Origin of the sequence: Macellibacteroides sp., from assembly GCF_050251695.1 — a bacterium.
Taxonomy (GTDB): Bacteria; Bacteroidota; Bacteroidia; order Bacteroidales; family Tannerellaceae; genus Macellibacteroides; species Macellibacteroides fermentans.
Genome location: NZ_JBFWMI010000037.1, coordinates 1 through 16,618 on the forward strand (window position 1 = coordinate 1; position 16,618 = coordinate 16,618).

A 16,618-nucleotide genomic window follows, 5' to 3' on the forward strand; every position below is an offset into this window, starting at 1 on the left:
TAGAAGTACATACGAAATTCTTCAAATATTAAGCATTTCATTGACTGATAAAACTCTTCTTCGAGACCTCTTTGATAAAACTAAATTTCAAAATGACAAAGAACGATTTGGACCAAATGGGCCAAGTTTATTTAATTTTTAATAACGTCCCATTTTTAATGGGACACTAGTGATACCTCTTATATTTTCAATATTACTATAAAGATAAGACAATTTAGCTCCCTGTTTTGTTTAGGTTTAGTTAATAAAGAATGAAATATACCCTATAAAAAAACAAAAGATATTTTAATGGATTTAAGGGTTGTCATTTTGCAGATACGAATAACTTTACGAAATTTGTTCCCTGTATTATATAGAAATTAATAAAGTATAAATGGATACAAAACAGCATTTTCAAGGGCTGACAAAAGAGCAGGTTATCGCCAGTCGCGAGGCAAACGGCGAAAATGTACTCACACCTCCGGCCAAAGCCTCTTTATGGAGCCAATTTCTGGAAAAGTTTGACGACCCTATTATTCGCATCTTACTGGTTGCATGGGCACTATCGCTTATTATTGCAGGTGTACACTGCTGGGGACCTGAAGCCAAAGGCTTTAGTGCCTTTCTGGAGCCCATCGGCATTTTCTTTGCAATCATACTTGCCAGCTGCGTTTCCTTCTTTTTTGAACTCAAGGCGAACCGGGCCTTCGATATTTTGAATACGGTAAACGACGACATCATGGTTAAAGTGATCCGCGACGGATCCATTACCGAAATTCCACGTAAAGAGGTGGTTGTAGGGGATGTCGTTATTTTACAGACAGGCGAAGAGGTTCCTGCCGATGGAACTTTACAGGAAGCTATCTCGCTTCAGATAAACGAATCGACGCTTACAGGTGAACCAATTATTGATAAAACGGTGGACAAAGCCGAATTTGATACGGAAGCAACCTATCCCTCCAATGTAGTAATGCGCGGAACAACGGTCGTTGACGGTCACGGTATCATGATTGTTGATCAGGTGGGCGACAATACCGGATACGGTAAGGTGTACGAAGGATCTCAGATCGACAACAATGTGCAGACACCTTTACAAATCCAGCTGGCCGGTCTGGCTAAGATTATCAGCAAGGCAGGATATACCATAGCCGGATTGACCTTCTTCGGTCTAGTTATCAAGCTATTTATAAACACGCCAGGCCTTCCGCTGATGGATATGGTAGGCGAGATTCTGAATATATTCATGATTGCTGTTACACTGATTGTGGTTTCGGTTCCCGAAGGATTACCGATGAGTGTAACTTTAAGTCTGGCTTTAAGCATGAACCGGATGTTGAAGACCAACAATCTGGTACGCAAGATGCACGCCTGCGAAACAATGGGGGCTACTACGGTAATCTGTACAGATAAAACAGGTACGCTTACTCAAAATCAGATGCAGATCTATCAGACCAATTTCTTTAATCTGGCAGATCAGAAACTGGCAAACGATGAGGTGAGCCGGCTTATTAAAGAGGGTATCGCCGTAAACTCTACCGCTTTTCTCGATTTGAGTGAAGAAAAGCCCAAAACTATGGGTAACCCTACGGAAGCGGCCTTACTTTTATGGTTAAACAGCAACAAGGAAGATTATCAGTCGCTGCGTGAAGAGGCAAAAGTAATTGAACAACTCACCTTCTCCACCGAGCGGAAATATATGGCAACGTTGGTTAAATCGCCTCAACTGGGCAGAAATGTACTATACGTAAAGGGTGCTCCCGAGATTGTGTTGCAGAATTGTAACCGGGTGGCGATAAACGGAAGTTATGCTTCTGTCGAATCCTGCAAGGCTTCCATCGAAAAACAGCTGCTTGATTACCAGAATCAGGCCATGCGTACCCTAGGTTTCGCCTATCAGCTGGTGGAAGACGAGCAAGTGGAATCATTCTTTGAAAATGGCCGTCTTAAAAACGCAGATCTTACCTTCCTTGGTTTTGTGGCTATTTCAGATCCGGTACGTTCGGATGTTCCCGACGCTGTTAAAAGCTGTCTGAATGCAGGTATCGATGTTAAGATCGTTACCGGCGATACTCCGGGTACAGCCAAAGAGATTGGTCGCCAGGTAGGTATATGGAATGAGAATGATACGGAACGCAACATAATAACCGGTCCGGGATTTGAGGCGCTGACCGACGAGGAGGCCTTAGACCGGGTACTAGATCTGAAAATTATGTGCCGCGCCAGACCGACCGACAAACAGCGTCTGGTTCAATTGCTACAGCAGAAAGATGCCGTAGTGGCCGTTACGGGTGATGGAACCAATGATGCCCCTGCATTGAAGGCAGCCCAGGTTGGATTATCTATGGGTGACGGAACATCGGTAGCCAAAGAGGCGAGCGACATCACCATCATCGACAACTCATTTATGAGTATCACCCGTGCTGTGATGTGGGGACGTTCATTGTACCAGAACATACAGAAATTCATCTTGTTCCAGCTTACAATCAATGTCGTTGCTTGTGTGATTGTGTTGGTAGGATCTTTCCTCGGCACCGAATCGCCTCTTACTGTTACGCAGATGTTATGGGTAAACCTGATTATGGATACGTTTGCCGCCGGAGCTCTGGCTTCGTTACCGCCCAACGAACGGGTGATGAAGAACAAACCCCGTAAAAGCGGACCTAAAGGCGACTTTATCATCTCCCGCAGAATGGCAAACCGTATTTTCAGTGTAGGTATCTTATTTGTTGTATTCCTTCTGGCCGTACTGATTTACTTCAACCACACGGATGGAGAATTAACCGCCTACGAATTGTCTCAGTTCTTCTCAATCTTCGTATTGCTCCAGTTCTGGAATATGTTCAACGCCAAAGCATTCGGCACGAATAAGTCGGCTTTCGCCGAATTGAAGGAAAGCAAAGGGTTCCTTTCTGTTGCACTGCTAATTCTTATCGGACAATATCTGATTGTAACCTTCGGGGGACAAATGTTCAGTGTAGTTCCATTGAGTTGGGCCGACTGGGGATATATTATCGCCGGCACCTCCATCGTACTATGGATTGGTGAGATAATCCGCCTGCTTGGGAAGAAATAAATATATTATATCCCAAAACAGGTTATAAATAAATCCTGTATAGTTGCTTTTAACGGCGACTATACAGGATTTTCTTTTTGACTGTTCCGGAATCATTAAGGGAGAAAAAAACAAAAGGGGAACCGACTCACGTCGCCACCCCTCCCTTAACTTAAACGCCAAAACTAAATCTAAACAAAAAACACAAATAATGATAATATTTTTCTTAACAAAATCTCAATTTTTACGTTCCATTCTCGAACTTCTCATATACTCCCGTGCGAACTTTAACTCGGCACCCTGATATTTAAACAGCTTTTCAGGAGAAATGATTTTCTTGAATTTCTCTGCATATTCTTTTTCCAACTTAGCCTCTTCGATACACAGATTCAGATAGTCATCTACAGCTCTGGTGTATTCGGCATCAGTCGGATTCTTTTTTGACCGGATTTCATTTACAAACTTTCGGTAGGAACGGCCTAATTCAAACTTCTTTTTCTTAAGTTCGTCACTTAAGGGTATAAACAAAGCTGCTTCATCAGGAGTTAAGCCTACCTCGGCCATAATGAATGCATTTCTTTTCGCTTGAAATGCCTCCCTGTCAAAATGTTTCCGCTTTCCGGTATCCTGTGCACTCACAGAAAAAGACATAAAAAGCGATAACGCGACAAATGTAATAAAAAATATTCTATTCATACAAACTTTTTTTTCAAATAATAACTTTATAAGTTTATTTTCATTCAGAATAGCCTAATTCCCCTTCAAGCACATAATTAGCGTACTTGTTCTCAATGTATTCCTGGTATTCCTTGTCTTCTGCAGAAGATAAAGCAGACATCGTTCCTTCCGAAACAGAGGACTGAACATACAAGCTGTCGGATGGATTTTGCTTTCCAATAAAATCGGGGCCGATAACCGCTTTAAAAAATAAACCCAAGCCTGCAAAAACTGCAGCCAGATATAACCACGGACGTACCCGTTGTGCAAAAGTAATCTGAATTGCTTTTTTTGATTCTTTTACGGGAAGCTGACTCATAATGAGATCATTCAAGCCATCCATATACCCTTGCGGGGTTTTAAAGGGGTTATCGCCTTTAAATTTATCCAGGTTACTATTCATATCTTTCATATCTCTCTTTAGTTTATACATGTTCCATGTCACTTAACGTGCATATCACTTTCTTTGACAAGATAAATCATTAAAGGTTTAAATATCTTTTGTTAAAAACTCCTCAACTTTTTTTAAAGCATGATGATAGGAGGCTTTCAAGGCTCCAACAGAGGTTCCGAATATCTCTGACATATCTTCATATTTCATCTCATCGTAGTATCGGAGCGTAAATACCGCTCTTTGTTTCTCGGGGAGAGTCAGAATCGCCTCTTGTAATTTCAATTGCACCGCATCTCCATCAAAATAAGTATCTCCCTTCAGGCGTTCCAGCAAGAAAACATCTTCGCTATCAATGGATACATTGTTTTGCATCCGTTGCCTGTTCAGAAATGTTATGCATTCGTTGAAGGCAATCTTGTAGAGCCAGGTAGAAAGCCGGGCCTCTCCTCTGAAATAATCAATGTTGGTCCACGCCTTCAGAAATGTATTTTGCAATAAATCATTTGCATCCTCATGGTTCAGCACCAACCTTCGAATATGCCAATACAATTTTTCTCCATAATACCCAACCACCTTCGAAAAAGCATTTCGTTGCGTGGCGGGATCACGAAGTTGCAGCACTATTTCCTCCTCATTATATTGTTGCATACTGTTCATTTTGGCAGTAAATATATAAAATAATCTTCTTAACTTTGCATAATATTGATTCATTATGAGTACAGAGACAATCTTAATAGCATTTGGTTTAACGTTAGTTGCAGGTTTGTCGACCGGCATCGGTAGTATGCTTGCCTTTTTCACAAAGCGTACAAACACTAAATTTCTGGCCACCTCTTTGGGATTTTCGGCGGGTGTGATGATTTATGTCTCTTTTATGGAGATGATGCCCCAGGCCAAACTAAACTTGATTGAGAGTTTTGGCGACCGCATCGGTACATTTTATCTGCTGCTTGCATTTTTCGGGGGGATGGGGATGATTACTATAATAGACTTCCTGATTCCCGAAGACAAAAACCCGCATGAGATGCACAATGTGGAAGAATTATCCAAAAAACAAACCGGACTTAAAAAAACGGGTATGCTGGTTGCATTATCCATCGGTATACACAACTTTCCGGAGGGGATCGCCACCTTTACGTCGGCTCTAAACAGCATGGAAATAGCACTCCCTATCACGGCTGCTATCGCGATACACAACATTCCGGAAGGAATCGCTGTATCAGTACCTATTTATCAGGCCACAGGGAATAAAAAGAAGGCCTTTTGGCTCTCTTTCCTGTCGGGTATGGCAGAACCTGTAGGCGCCCTTTTCGGATTTCTTATTTTATTACCTTTCTGGACTCCGGCCATCAACGGTTTTATACTTGCAGCCGTGTCGGGAATCATGGTTTTTATTTCCATCGACGAACTTCTGCCCAGCGCTCAGAAATATGGTGAGCATCACTTATCTATTTCCGGATTGGTAGGCGGAATGGTGATTATGGCACTGAGTCTCTTTCTTTTTATATAACAGGAGAATTTATAATATAAAAAGAGAGGTTATCCAAACGGACAACCTCTCTTTTTATATATAGGAGTCTGAAATTACATCATACCACCCATTCCACCACCCATACCCGGGTTCATCGGAGGCATGGCAGGAGTGTTTTCTTTTACTTCTGCAATCACAGCTTCGGTTGTAAGGAACATACCTGCGATAGATGCAGCATTTTCCAAAGCAACACGTGTTACCTTAGCTGGGTCGATTACTCCGGCAGCGTACAGATTTTCGTAGATATCCTTACGGGCATTGTAACCAAAGTCGCCTGCACCTTCTTTCACTTTCTGTACAACTACGGCACCTTCTTTTCCGGCATTTGCCACAATCTGACGAAGAGGCTCTTCGATAGCACGTTTTACGATTTCGATACCAGTAGTTTCGTCTTCGTTCTCGCCTTTCAAACCTTCCAAAGAACTGATAGCACGGATGTAAGCGATACCACCACCAGGAACAACACCTTCTTCGATAGCAGCACGGGTTGCACTTAAAGCATCATCCACACGGTCTTTCTTTTCTTTCATCTCAACTTCAGATGCAGCACCTACATAAAGAACAGCTACACCACCAGCCAATTTAGCCAGACGTTCCTGTAGTTTTTCCTTATCATAATCAGATGTTGTATTTTCGATCTGAACCTTGATCTGAGATACTCTTGAGTGGATTGCATCCTTATCGCCTGCACCGTTAACAATCACTGTATTGTCTTTGTTTACAGTAACCTTTTCGGCAGTACCCAACATATCGATGGTAGCACCTTCCAGTTTCAATCCCTTTTCTTCAGAGATTACTGTTCCACCTGTAAGGATAGCGATGTCTTCCAACATAGCCTTTCTGCGGTCGCCGAATCCAGGAGCCTTTACAGCACATATCTTCAGGTTACCTCTCAAACGGTTTACTACAAGAGTTGCCAAAGCTTCGCTGTCGATATCTTCTGCGATGATCAACATCGGGCGACCTGTTTGTACAGTCTGCTCAAGCACAGGAAGTAATTCCTTCAATACAGAAATCTTCTTGTCGTAAATCAAGATGTAAGGATTCTCCATCTGAGCTTCCATCTTCTCAGTATCGGTTACGAAGTATGGAGAGATGTAACCACGGTCAAACTGCATACCTTCAACAACATCCACAGTTGTTTCGATACCCTTAGCTTCTTCCACGGTAATAACGCCCTCTTTCTTCACTTTTCTCATAGCTTCTGCAATCAAAGCACCGATAGTTTCATCACCGTTGGCAGAAATCTTAGCTACGTTTTCGATTTTCTCGAAGTCGTCGCCGATTTCCTGAGCCTGATTGGCAATATTGTCAACCACTACTTTAACAGCTTTGTCGATACCACGTTTTAAATCCATAGGATTGGCTCCTGCAGTAACGTTCTTCAAACCAACACCGATGATAGACTGCGCCAAAACGGTTGCAGTAGTTGTACCGTCGCCGGCATCGTCGTTAGTCTTCGAAGCAACTTCCTTAACCAGCTGAGCACCCATGTTTTCGTAAGGACACGCCAGTTCTACCTCTTTAGCAACTGTAACACCGTCTTTTGTTATATGAGGTGCACCAAATTTCTTTTCGATAATTACATTACGACCTTTTGGACCTAATGTTACCTTAACTGCATTTGCCAATTCGTCCACACCCTTCTTCAAAAGGTCGCGGGCATCCATATTAAATTTAATTTCTTTAGCCATGATATGTATTCTATTTTATAGTATAAATAAATATGATTAGATAATAGCCAGAATATCTGATTGACGCATGATAAGATATTTACCTCCTTCAAGTTCAAGTTCAGTACCTGCATACTTTCCGTAAAGAACAGTATCACCCACCTTCACTACCATCTCTTCATCTTTTGTACCGTTACCGATTGCAATAACTTCACCTTTCAAAGGTTTTTCTTTTGCCGAATCTGGAATGATAATTCCGCTTACTGTCTTTTCTTCTGCTGCAGCAGGCTGAATAAGCACTCTGTCTGCTAATGGTCTAATGTTCATAATTTTGATATTTTAATCGTTAATAATTTTATTTGGGATTGTAAACTTTACGTTCACACCTTTACCTATGCGAATAATGTGCCAAAACAATTTTAAGGATGCTTTCTGCCATTTTTTCGTCTGCCGACAAAAACGGCACATACGAAAGCTGACAGGTTGACGGTTACGGCTGACTCACATCCTGACCTCCGACCTAATTTTACTGCTTTATCTGTATTGTCGAGAAGGAGTGTGCCTTAAGTGTTGGCATAAAAACCATGTCTTGCACCTGGATAGCGACGGTTTTATCCGTATCTTCTTCATTGGCTGCCACAATAACCAGACTCCGGTCGGGATTACGGAAAGCCATTATATTGCCGTAACTGCCAGACACCGTAAGTTTGCGTGCATCGGGTTGTACATAATGACTCACATGTTTCAGTACGTAATATTCCGGAGTATATGTATAGGTTTTGGATAACGGATCTACAACGACTAAAGAGTTTTGAGCCCATCCCCAGCGGCTGATCCCCCCTTTTTCGAGGGAGATGTTCCAATACATATAGGCAGATGCTCCGTTATCGAGGTAATGTTTCATTAACTGCCACGAATACACAGCCCCTTTCCAATCGTTTTTCCCATCACCGCATTCCTGTTCGGTCTGATACAACTTTAGGTCCGGATAACGTTCGTGAATTCCCTTGATGGCCCCTTTACCGGCCCACTGGAAACCCACCCCTTTTATATATTCGCCGGCAAGCGGATCCGTGAGCACCGTATCCACCATCGATTCATCGGCACGTTCCATGGTACCGAACAGCACATCCACATCCAGGTCTTTCATAGCCGGACCTAAGTAATTGCCTATAAAATGAGCCAGCGAGGTTGCCGTCCAGCAGCAGCTTGGAAAAATCTGAGCGGAATTGAATTCATTTTGCGGCATTACGGCCGATATTTCGATACCATGAGACCTGTAAGCCTCGATAAATTTAGTAAAATACAAGGCATAAGCCTCCAGGTAAGCCGAATCCTGTACAAACATATCCAACCCCTGATACCCCACCTTGTCGGCAGGCAAACCATTCCGGTACAGGGTATCTACCTCCGCACCTGTAAATGCACAGGCATAATGCTTGTTATACTTCATCCACGAAGGCGGACACCAGGGCGAGGCCCACAATGCCAGTTGGGAATTATACTTCTGAGCATTCTTGATAAATGGAATCAACGTCTGCAAGTCGTTGGCAATGGTAAAATTGTTCATCACAAAATCGCTGTCCGTTTCATTGTACGAGTACCAGTCGCGGGAAAAGTCGTTAGCCCCGATCGGCATTCTGCACAACGTAAAGTTCGCTCCATAGTCGGGGAAAAACAGCTCCTCCATGATATCCTCGCGCTGGGACGGATCGAGGCGGCTTAGCGAAATCCAGCCCAATTCGTTGAAGCAGGCTCCAAAGCCCTCCATCTTTTGTTGCTTCCCGTCAAGATCGATCACTGCATCCACCGATGCAACAGAATCGAGAGGCAGCGCCCTCAAATCGGGCTGCACTTCCCAGGGAGCCTTCTCTGTAGAGGTAACCCAGTCGGCACTCCGCTGAAATTTACAGGAAGAAAGGACAGCAAGTCCGACAAACAAAGAAATCCAGGTCTTCATATTCATAATTCGTTTAGGGAAATATTAATTTCAAGTCAACAAAGGAAATAAAAAAAAGGCGCAACAAGTGCGCCTTCCCATTTTATTTAAATGTTTCGATCAGTTCTTGTACTGTTACCGGTTTTTGTTCGCCGGTTATCATATTCTTCAGGTTTATTTTACCCTCGGTCATCTCCGATTCACCTACCAGGGCTACAAAAGGAATTTTCTTCGCGTCGGCATATCCCATCTGCTTCTTCATCTTCACCGGTTCGGGATAAATCTCGGTCCGGATTCCTGCCGCCCGTACCGAAGCAACCAATGGAAGCAGGTAAGCCTCCTCCTTTTCGCCGAAGTTTACAAACATCAGCTGCGTAGTAAGCAGGGAATCTTCGGGGTATAGCTCTAACTGGTTGAGTACGTCGAATATACGATCGGCACCAAAAGAGATACCAACGCCCGACACTCCATCCATACCGAACACACCCGTAAGGTTGTCGTAACGTCCCCCTCCTGTGATACTGCCAATTTGTACATCCAGAGCCTTAACCTCGAAAATGGCACCGGTATAGTAGTTAAGTCCCCGCGCCAATGTAAGATCCAGTTCCAGCTCGGCCTTAAACGTAAGAAGATCTACCCGGTCGAAAATAAATTCCAGCTCGGCAACCCCCTTTAGTCCGGTTTCCGAACCTGCAAGCACCTCTTTCAATACGGCAATCTTCTCGCGGTTGGTACCGCTTAGCTGAATGATAGGTTGCAATTTGGCAATCGCCTCTTCGCTCAGTTCCTTGCTGCGGAGTTCGGCATTTACATTCTCCAGGCCGATCTTATCCAGCTTATCAATAGCAACGGTAATATCCACAATCTTATCCGCCTCGCCGATAATCTCGGCAATACCCGACAAAATCTTACGGTTATTCATCTTTATGGAAACGCGGATCCCAAAACGCTGGTACACTTCGTCCATTATCTGGATAAGCTCCACTTCGTTCAACAACGAATCAGACCCCACCACATCTCCGTCGCACTGGTAAAACTCGCGGTAACGTCCTTTTTGGGGACGGTCGGCACGCCATACCGGCTGTATCTGGTATCGTTTAAATGGAAAACTCAGCTCATTGCGGTGCTGCACCACAAAGCGGGCAAAAGGAACGGTAAGGTCGTAACGCAAGCCTTTCTCGCAAACACGCGCAGCAAACTTCAACGGGTTACGTTCAAGCAGCTCTTCGTCTGTTATCCCGGCAAGGCTGTCGCCCGAATTCAGTATCTTAAACAACAGTTTATCACCCTCGTCGCCATACTTACCCATTAATGTAGATAAGTTCTCCATGGCCGGTGTTTCTATCTGCTGGAAACCATACAGATGATATACATCGCGTATGGTGTTGAATATATAGTTCCGTTTCGCCATCTCTACAGGCGAAAAATCACGGGTTCCTTTTGGAATGGACGGTTTCTGCATGATTTCTTTTCTTTTTTTTATTCTGATTGCAAAGGTAGTACATTTCTGCCTAAAAAAACAAAAGGGTTGTTCCGACTTTGCGGACAACCCCTCTTATTATTTTCAACAACAAACTTGTTAGTCGCGGCTGCGGCTTCCAAGAAATATCATAATGTAATACAGCAAGGTAGCCAGCGACCCCAAAGCTGCCACCACATAGGTATAAGCGGCAGAACGCAGTGCGTCTTCGGCCTTATCGTGGGTAGCCACATTGGTTATGCCTGCGCTGCTTAACCAGACTAAAGCCCTGCTGCTTGCGTTTATCTCTACCGGTAATGTTATAAAGCTGAAAAGCGTAGTGGCAGCAAACAAGACGATTCCGAACAACAGCAATTGCGGGAAACTCTGTACCATGATGATACCACCCAGTAATACCCATTGTACGATGTTGGAAGCAAAACTAACCACCGGAACCAGGGCCGAACGCATTTTAAGCGGAGCATAGGCGGTTGCATGTTGCACGGCGTGACCACATTCGTGGGCAGCAACTGCAGCAGCGGCTACACTGTTACTATAATACACATTCTCACTCAGGTTCACCGTATGATTTCCCGGATTGTAATGGTCGGTAAGATGTCCGGGTGTAGAAATCACCTTTACATCATATATACCATTATCCCGCAGCATCTTTTCGGCTACATCCTTACCCGTCATTCCATTTGGCAGAGCCACTTTGGAATAGGCCTCGAATTTACTTTTCAAACGATGGGAAACCAGCCAGCTCAGCAGAGCAAAACCAATAAATATAATCCAATACATGTTAATTCAATTTTATGTTTCTAACCATACTGCAAAAAGCCTGCCAAAGTTAAAAATGGCAGGCGTAAGAAATACGTCTGCCATTTTGCTATATATCAGTCTTCTGTATATCGCTCGATCGTCTGTTCTCTGTCCGGACCAACCGAAACAATCTTGATGGGCACACCCAGCTCGTCTTCGAGGAATGACAGGTAAGCATTGAACTCTTCGGGGAATTCGTCTTCACTTTGCATTTTTGTCATATCCGTCTTCCAGCCCGGCAGTTCAACATATACAGGTTTTACTGTATCATCGATTTCGAAGGGGAAACCGGTAACCTCTTCGCCATTCATATCGTAAGCCACACAAGCCTTGATCGTTTCAAACTCATCCATTACATCACTTTTCATCATGATAAGCTTGGTAACACCGTTAATCATCACGGCGTATTTAAGGGCAACCAAATCTATCCAGCCGCAACGACGCTTACGTCCGGTAACGGAGCCGAATTCGTGACCTTTCACGCAAAGCTCTTCGCCGGTTTCGTCAAACAGTTCGGTGGGGAACGGACCACTGCCCACGCGGGTACAGTAAGCCTTGAAGATACCGTATACCTCGCCGATATTGCGCGGAGCAACACCCATTCCGGTACAAGCACCGGCACAAATGGTATTGGAAGAGGTTACGAAGGGATACGATCCGAAATCGATATCCAGCATGGTACCCTGGGCACCTTCTGCTAATACGGATTTTCCTTCGATCAGGTAATTGTTGATTACATGCTCGCTGTCGATCAACGTAAAGGATTTGAGATACTCAACCGCGTCGAACCACTCTTTTTCGAGGTCTGTAATATTATATTCATAATTTAATGAACGTAGAATAGCGTCGTGCTTAGCCTTGGCTGCAGCATATTTCTCCTGGAAATTATGCAACACATCTCCCACACGTACACCGTTACGGCTTACCTTGTCGGTATAGGTAGGTCCAATCCCTTTTCCTGTGGTACCGATTTTACCGGCGCCTTTGGCTGCTTCGTAAGCGGCATCCAGCATGCGGTGGGTAGGCAGAATAAGATGAGCTTTTTTAGAGATATAGAGTCTTTCCTTCAGGTTGTGGCCACTGGCAGCAAGTGCCTCTGCCTCCTGTTTGAACAATAGAGGATCCAGAACAACCCCGTTTCCTATAATGTTTACTTTTCCTCCCTGGAATATCCCGGAAGGAATGGACCGGAGGACATACTTTTCACCATTGAACTCCAATGTATGTCCTGCATTGGGACCTCCCTGAAAACGTGTTACCACATCATATCGCGGAGTAAGCACATCGACAACTTTACCTTTGCCTTCGTCTCCCCATTGCAATCCTAATAAAACATCTACTTTCATACGAATAAAATTTTTAATATGTAGGCATGGAACTCGCTAACTGTTTTATTCACCGCTTTTGGCGTAGAAAGTTGTTTACATGCTCGTTTCACCTTACTATAATATAGTCGTTAATATTCTTTCTTTTCTTTCCTTTTAAGTGCATACTTACACTTACTGCAGAGGCCAAATATATACATCGAAAAATATTCCGGTGTAAACTTGGTAAATTTCTTTGAAAGCACCGAAGCCCTTAAAGCCAGGTCTTTATATTCCTGAATCCTTCCGCAGTGCGAACACACCAGATGAAAATGACCCGCCGCCTTCTCGGCACACTCATACTGCACTCCCTGCGTACCAAACTGGTGTCTTACCAACAAGCGTGCATCCACCAACAACTCAATCGTATTATATAACGTAGCCCTGCTTACGTGGAAATTGGCTCCTTCCAGACTCTGGTAAAGCATTTCTACATCAAAATGTCCGTTTATTGCACAGACATGATCCAGAATAGCATACCTTTCGGGTGTTTTTCGGTGGCCTTTCCTCGTAAGATATTCGGTAAACAGTTCTCGTTTTTGTAACGCTGAGATTTTATCCATTTAGTGCTTATTCATCACGCAATCGCAAAGTTAGTGCATTTATTTTAAAAGCAAAAAGCTTAGGCGTAATATTCAAATTCAAATTTAATATCATTATATATTTCTAGTTTGCCGGCTTCTCCGCTCGCTTGCAGCCCTTCTATCGCACGCAAAACCGATGCAGCCTGCGTTTGCGACTGTCTGCCATAGCGTTTCAACGCAAGACTGGCGGCACGTTGCCTGCGCGAAAGCCCCTCCTCCACTACACTTGCGGCAGCATTCACCATCAAACCGGCAGTAGAATCTGTAAGCTGGTTGCCCAGGGTACATAAACGTGCCAATAAAAGATAGCCCGTAACCGATACAAATTCGCGGGTATCGGTAATCCATTGCGTTGCCAATACTTCGGCAAACGGAAGCTTAGGCAATAAGTTGGCAACAAGTTGCTCTGCAATCTCCAGGTGCTTCAGCTCGCTTACCCACCGGTTGGCTGCTTCGGCAGTAAAGGCGTCGGCAGGATAAAGCAGTGTTGCCATAATTTTCAGCTCGCGTACATCCTGTTCCCACAACAACGAGGCAAGCGCTTCGCTGGGTTCGTATTGAGACGCAATCTCCTTTATCTTAGGAACAGACACACCGAAATTCATCTTGTAGTCCATTCCCTTGTCGCGCATACTGGAAGAAACAACTCCGTTCATTGCCAAACGGAGTTGTTTTCGTATCTGTTGAATTGTTTCCTGCATAAAAAATTAGTCGTTGTAAGTAGGAAGGAAAGAATATTCCTTTCCGTAGCGCATCATCTGTTGGGTATACCCTTCGGTATAGTCGAGAGTAACATCGGTCACCTCCCCTTTTTCGTTCTTAACCAGTTTCATCACCGGATTTACAAATCCTTTATAAGGAGCGAGGTTAAGTGCAGCGTAACGCTTCAATACCTCGGCATGTAATTCGGGATCCACCTTTACGGCATAATCTTCCACCAGTTTCTTTCCGGCGGCAAAGTCGCCTTCGCTCTTGATACGTTGTACTTCGGCCAACAGCTTTCCAAAGAGTTCACGCAGTTTGGCATAATCATTCACCACCACATAGGTTTTACCCTCTTTTTTCTTCAGCTCGATTACATTGTCTGCCTTACCCTGCTCGAACGCCCATTTGGCAATAAGCTGGCGGTTACGCATATGCGCCTCTTCCACACTCTTGCCCAGTTCGATGCGAACCAGCTGCGACATCAGTCCGTTCATAATATATTTGTAGTACTCCGCCTTGTATGCCTCAGCATCGGGAACAAGTCCCAGTTCCACCAATTTAGGATCGGCTATGTAATACAATCCGAACAGGTCGGCACGGGTTTCTTCCAGTGTAGAACTGTAAGCCTTAAGTGCATCCGAAGCAACACCCGGCAGCAGCTGACCCGAACCGTGACCCAGACATTCGTGCAGGTCGGTATGCAGGTTGTCTGTCAGGAATCCGTAAGTCTTGATCGCCTCACGTTCCTTGTCGCTCCAAACAAACTCTTCGTTGAAACCGCTTCCCTGCGAAGCTTTATCGTATGCTTCGGTAATATTTTCGATGGTAACCGATTTGGAACCATGATCCTTTCTGATCCAGTCGGCATTAGGCAGGTTGATTCCGATAGGAGTTGCAGGATAGCAATCGCCACCCAGCATCGCCACGGTAATCACTTTGGCAGAAACACCCTTCACCTCTTTCTTCTTGAAGCGGCTGTCCACCGGCGAATTGTCTTCAAACCATTGCGCGTTGTTGCTTATAACAATCGTACGTTTGGTAGCTTCCTTGTTTACGAAGTTGACGGTAGACTCCCAGCTGGCCTTCATGCCCAGCGGATCGCCGTAGGTTTCTGTAAATCCGTTGATAAAGTCTACTTCCGAAACGGTATCCTTCACCCACAATACGGCATAGGCATCAAACTCCTTCAGGTCGCCAGTTTTATAATAAGAGATCAATGTTTCGATCACCTTCTTCTGATTTTCGTTTTCGGCAAAAGGAACAGCCAACTGCAATTCAGCCACAATCTTCTCGATTGCCTGGGTGTACAAGCCGCCTACTTTCCAAACCTTCTCAACTATTTTGCCATCCTCTTTCACCAAACGGCTGTTCAACCCGTAAGAAATAGGAGTTTCATCTTTCGGATCCTTCATCTTATCGTAAAAGGCCTCAACCTCGTGCTGGGTTATACCACCCCCGTAATAGTTGTTGGCCGAAGCAAGAATCAGGTCCTGATCTCCGCTTTGCACCGTCCGTTTGCTTAGTACCGATGGATCGAAAATAACCGGAACCAATTCGGCAAGGAACTGATCTACTGTTTGTCCGTCGCGTACAGGAACAGTATTAGGGTCCAGCCCTTTTACAGCTGATACAAAAAATTCTTCTGAGAAGCCCGGTACAAATTTTTCCTCACCGTAGTGATGGTGGATACCGTTAGAGAACCACACCCGCTTCAGATATACCTCCATCGCCTTATAGTCGGCCGACGAGCGGTCGCCTTTATAGTTTTCGGTAATTGCCTCCAACGTGCGACGAACAGCCAGGTTGTATCTGCAGTTCTGATCGAACAGGATGTCGCGCCCCATGATGGCTGCCTGGGAGAGGTGATATAAGAGCTGTTTTTGATTTAATGTGAGGGATTCAAATCCGGGAACCTGGTAACGCAGTATCTGCAGGTCGGCGAACTTGTCTACTTCGTAGGAAAACGACTGTGCCTTTTCGGGACTGGCCGTTTTGTTTCCCGTACAAGCTGTAAAAGCGATTGCTGTCATAACGGATAACATTATTTTCTTCATACCTTTCTTATTTATCTATCTATCTTACATAAACATACAAGCGGCAAGGCTCCTTTGTTTCAAAAAAGGGCAAACCAACTGCAAATTTACATATTTATATTGAAAGCGATGACATTTACAACAAAAAAGCCTGCTTGGTAAAACTCATTTTACATTACGTGTGAATCGTTTTCAAACCATTTGGTTTAGCCTTCTAATCCAAAGGCAGTCAAGCTGAAATTTCGATAGGTTATTGGAGGCGAAGCAATCTCCTGTAAAGCAATAAAAGCATATTAGAAAGTAACATTCAATCCCCTGTAAAGTAATTTGTTTCCGGTAACCTTCTACTATTTTCCCTTAATAGAA

General features: G+C 44.2%; 14 protein-coding genes and 1 pseudogene. 3 read left to right on the forward strand and 12 right to left on the reverse strand.

Annotated features, from left to right (window positions below; genetic code table 11):
- A pseudogene (locus AB7E53_RS07300) lies at nucleotides 1-142 on the forward strand (IS4 family transposase); the annotation flags it as partial.
- Nucleotides 143-373: 231 nt separating this feature from the next.
- Nucleotides 374-3,052 carry a calcium-translocating P-type ATPase, PMCA-type gene (locus AB7E53_RS07305; RefSeq protein WP_350455636.1) on the forward strand — a complete coding sequence of 893 codons (2,679 nt, stop codon included), beginning with the start codon at nucleotides 374-376 and terminating at the stop codon, nucleotides 3,050-3,052.
- Nucleotides 3,053-3,268: 216 nt separating this feature from the next.
- Here AB7E53_RS07305 and AB7E53_RS07310 read toward each other — a convergent pair whose 3' ends face one another.
- The 3 genes from AB7E53_RS07310 to AB7E53_RS07320 all read right to left on the reverse strand — a co-directional run bounded on the left by AB7E53_RS07310 (nucleotide 3,269) and on the right by AB7E53_RS07320 (nucleotide 4,790).
- Nucleotides 3,269-3,727 carry a hypothetical protein gene (locus AB7E53_RS07310; RefSeq protein WP_421468995.1) on the reverse strand — a complete coding sequence of 153 codons (459 nt, stop codon included), beginning with the start codon at nucleotides 3,725-3,727 and terminating at the stop codon, nucleotides 3,269-3,271.
- 40 nt (nucleotides 3,728-3,767) lie between these two features.
- Complete coding sequence (locus AB7E53_RS07315) at nucleotides 3,768-4,160, reverse strand: hypothetical protein (RefSeq protein ID WP_079683765.1); 393 nt, start codon at nucleotides 4,158-4,160, stop codon at nucleotides 3,768-3,770.
- A 78-nt stretch (nucleotides 4,161-4,238) separates the two neighbouring features.
- Nucleotides 4,239-4,790 carry an RNA polymerase sigma factor gene (locus AB7E53_RS07320; RefSeq protein ID WP_446771579.1) on the reverse strand — a complete coding sequence of 184 codons (552 nt, stop codon included), beginning with the start codon at nucleotides 4,788-4,790 and terminating at the stop codon, nucleotides 4,239-4,241.
- 64 nt (nucleotides 4,791-4,854) lie between these two features.
- Here AB7E53_RS07320 and zupT point away from each other — a divergent pair, with 64 nt between their 5' ends.
- A complete protein-coding gene (gene zupT, locus AB7E53_RS07325; RefSeq protein WP_068180428.1) occupies nucleotides 4,855-5,652 on the forward strand; it encodes a zinc transporter ZupT in 798 nt (265 codons plus the stop codon).
- A gap of 74 nt (nucleotides 5,653-5,726) precedes the next feature.
- Here zupT and groL read toward each other — a convergent pair whose 3' ends face one another.
- The 9 genes from groL to AB7E53_RS07370 all read right to left on the reverse strand — a co-directional run bounded on the left by groL (nucleotide 5,727) and on the right by AB7E53_RS07370 (nucleotide 16,273).
- Nucleotides 5,727-7,367, reverse strand: a complete 1,641-nt coding sequence (gene groL / locus AB7E53_RS07330) for a chaperonin GroEL (RefSeq protein ID WP_446774953.1) — start codon at nucleotides 7,365-7,367, stop codon at nucleotides 5,727-5,729.
- A gap of 36 nt (nucleotides 7,368-7,403) precedes the next feature.
- Nucleotides 7,404-7,673, reverse strand: a complete 270-nt coding sequence (locus AB7E53_RS07335) for a co-chaperone GroES (protein WP_068180424.1) — start codon at nucleotides 7,671-7,673, stop codon at nucleotides 7,404-7,406.
- A 199-nt stretch (nucleotides 7,674-7,872) separates the two neighbouring features.
- On the reverse strand, nucleotides 7,873-9,306 hold the full coding sequence (locus tag AB7E53_RS07340) for a glycoside hydrolase family 30 protein (RefSeq protein ID WP_446774955.1): 1,434 nt from the start codon (nucleotides 9,304-9,306) through the stop codon (nucleotides 7,873-7,875).
- 82 nt (nucleotides 9,307-9,388) lie between these two features.
- Nucleotides 9,389-10,747, reverse strand: a complete 1,359-nt coding sequence (gene hisS / locus AB7E53_RS07345) for a histidine--tRNA ligase (RefSeq protein WP_446774957.1) — start codon at nucleotides 10,745-10,747, stop codon at nucleotides 9,389-9,391.
- A 117-nt stretch (nucleotides 10,748-10,864) separates the two neighbouring features.
- Nucleotides 10,865-11,551: a zinc metallopeptidase gene (locus AB7E53_RS07350; RefSeq protein WP_079683722.1), complete on the reverse strand. Its 687-nt coding sequence runs from the start codon at nucleotides 11,549-11,551 to the stop codon at nucleotides 10,865-10,867.
- Between the two features lie 89 nt (nucleotides 11,552-11,640).
- Nucleotides 11,641-12,912, reverse strand: a complete 1,272-nt coding sequence (locus AB7E53_RS07355) for an adenylosuccinate synthase (protein WP_079683721.1) — start codon at nucleotides 12,910-12,912, stop codon at nucleotides 11,641-11,643.
- Between the two features lie 110 nt (nucleotides 12,913-13,022).
- Nucleotides 13,023-13,493, reverse strand: a complete 471-nt coding sequence (locus AB7E53_RS07360; protein ID WP_446774959.1) for a Fur family transcriptional regulator — start codon at nucleotides 13,491-13,493, stop codon at nucleotides 13,023-13,025.
- A gap of 59 nt (nucleotides 13,494-13,552) precedes the next feature.
- Entirely contained in the window at nucleotides 13,553-14,215 is a 663-nt protein-coding gene (locus tag AB7E53_RS07365) for a DNA alkylation repair protein (RefSeq protein WP_179398976.1), read from the reverse strand.
- Nucleotides 14,216-14,221: 6 nt separating this feature from the next.
- On the reverse strand, nucleotides 14,222-16,273 hold the full coding sequence (locus AB7E53_RS07370; protein WP_446774960.1) for a dipeptidyl-peptidase 3 family protein: 2,052 nt from the start codon (nucleotides 16,271-16,273) through the stop codon (nucleotides 14,222-14,224).
- Nucleotides 16,274-16,618 lie beyond the last annotated feature (345 nt).

Coding starts and splice junctions, on each gene's coding strand:
- AB7E53_RS07305 (WP_350455636.1), top strand. CDS start 374: ATGGATACAAAACAGCATTTTCAAGGGCTGACAAAAGAGCAGGTTATC.
- AB7E53_RS07310 (WP_421468995.1), bottom strand. CDS start 3,727: ATGAATAGAATATTTTTTATTACATTTGTCGCGTTATCGCTTTTTATG.
- AB7E53_RS07315 (WP_079683765.1), bottom strand. CDS start 4,160: ATGAAAGATATGAATAGTAACCTGGATAAATTTAAAGGCGATAACCCC.
- AB7E53_RS07320 (WP_446771579.1), bottom strand. CDS start 4,790: ATGCAACAATATAATGAGGAGGAAATAGTGCTGCAACTTCGTGATCCC.
- zupT (WP_068180428.1), top strand. CDS start 4,855: ATGAGTACAGAGACAATCTTAATAGCATTTGGTTTAACGTTAGTTGCA.
- groL (WP_446774953.1), bottom strand. CDS start 7,367: ATGGCTAAAGAAATTAAATTTAATATGGATGCCCGCGACCTTTTGAAG.
- AB7E53_RS07335 (WP_068180424.1), bottom strand. CDS start 7,673: ATGAACATTAGACCATTAGCAGACAGAGTGCTTATTCAGCCTGCTGCA.
- AB7E53_RS07340 (WP_446774955.1), bottom strand. CDS start 9,306: ATGAAGACCTGGATTTCTTTGTTTGTCGGACTTGCTGTCCTTTCTTCC.
- hisS (WP_446774957.1), bottom strand. CDS start 10,747: ATGCAGAAACCGTCCATTCCAAAAGGAACCCGTGATTTTTCGCCTGTA.
- AB7E53_RS07355 (WP_079683721.1), bottom strand. CDS start 12,912: ATGAAAGTAGATGTTTTATTAGGATTGCAATGGGGAGACGAAGGCAAA.
- AB7E53_RS07360 (WP_446774959.1), bottom strand. CDS start 13,493: ATGGATAAAATCTCAGCGTTACAAAAACGAGAACTGTTTACCGAATAT.
- AB7E53_RS07365 (WP_179398976.1), bottom strand. CDS start 14,215: ATGCAGGAAACAATTCAACAGATACGAAAACAACTCCGTTTGGCAATG.
- AB7E53_RS07370 (WP_446774960.1), bottom strand. CDS start 16,273: ATGAAGAAAATAATGTTATCCGTTATGACAGCAATCGCTTTTACAGCT.